Origin of the sequence: Micromonospora wenchangensis, from assembly GCF_002210435.1 — a bacterium.
GTDB classification, from domain to species: Bacteria; Actinomycetota; Actinomycetes; order Mycobacteriales; family Micromonosporaceae; genus Micromonospora; species Micromonospora wenchangensis.
In genome coordinates, this window is record NZ_MZMV01000147.1 from 1 (window position 1) to 1,375 (window position 1,375).

Below are 1,375 nucleotides of genomic sequence, written 5' to 3' on the forward strand. Positions count from 1 at the left end.
TATGGGTCTTGTGTTGGGTGTGTGGGTCGCTGGTGATCATTTTCTGGGGAGTTGGGGTCGGTGGCCGCCGAGGCTGAGCATGGCCAGGGCGATGAGGGCGTCGGGTGAGTGGAAGCCGAAGGCCATCCGGGTGATCAGGCGGATCTTGGCGTTGACGGATTCGATGCGGCCGTTGGACAGGCCGTGTGCGATGGACGCGAGGATCGCGTCGCGGTGACGCACCACGCGGCGTTGGAGGTCGACGAAGATGTCGATGCGGCTGCGGCGTGCCCACCCGATCCATCGGTCGAGGGCTTCGACCGCTGCTGCCGGGCTGGTCTTGGCCAGGGTGAACACCAGTCGTAGCCCTTCCTTCAACGCCCAGGCCCGGTGCAGTCGGGGGTGAGTCTTGGCGATCCAGGCGAGTTTGGCCTGCTGAGCGTCGGTGAGGTTCTCCGGGTTCTTCCACAACGCCCAGCGGGTGTTCTTCAACTGCCGGGCGGTGCCGACGGCGACGCCGCGACGACCTGCCCCTCGACCGGTGGCCTCGTTCCAGGCCTGGCGGCGAACCCGATCCACGGCGTCGGTGGCCCACGCCACAACGTGGAACGCATCGGCGCAGCGGACCGCGTTCGGGCACCGGCGACGCACGACCGTGGTGATCCAATCCGCGCCGTCGGCGGACACGTGCGTGATCTTCGCAGCCCGATCCGGGCCGAGGAGGTCGAAGAACGCCTGCAACGTGGCGGCGCTCTTGCCCGGCGCGGCCCAGACCAGCCGGCCGGTGTCGTGGTCGACGACCACCGTCAGATACCGGTGGCCCTTCTTGTAGCTGACCTCGTCGATACCGATACGACGCAACCCGTCATACCGGTCCTCGATGCCACCGGTGTCGGCCCATACCCGGGCCACGATAGCCCCGACGGTGCGCCAGCCCACCCGCATCAACTGCGACACCGCCGACTTCGCCGTATGCACCGCCAACCACGCCACCGTCGCATCGAACGCCCGCGTGTGCCCCGCCCCATGCCGAGCCCACGGCACCGCCGCGACCACCACATGATGTACCGGACACGACACCCTCGGCGCGTCCGCCTCGACCTCCGCGCGCACCACACCCAGATCCAACGCCCGCCACCGCCGCCGCACCCCAGCGTCATAGCGCGGACACCGCCGCCCGCAATGAGGACACCGCTGCCGGGCGCCCTTACGCACCCGCACCCTCACCACCAACAACGACCCGGCAGCGTCGAACTCGACATCCTCGACCACCGCCTGCTCGACCCCGAGCACACCAGCCCATACCCTGGCAGAACGCATGCCGTTGCTCCGTCACCGAGTTCTCGTACTTTCGCAGGTCGAAAACTCCAACGGAACAACGGCATGCGCCGTCACC

At 68.2% G+C, this 1,375-nt stretch carries 1 protein-coding gene; it reads right to left on the bottom strand.

The window, feature by feature from the left end:
* Positions 1-36 precede the first annotated feature (36 nt).
* The gene (locus tag B5D80_RS32655) at positions 37-1,299 is read right to left on the bottom strand and encodes an ISL3 family transposase (protein ID WP_088647763.1); all 1,263 of its coding nucleotides are present in this window, start codon (positions 1,297-1,299) and stop codon (positions 37-39) included.
* Between the last annotated feature and the right edge of the window lie 76 nt (positions 1,300-1,375).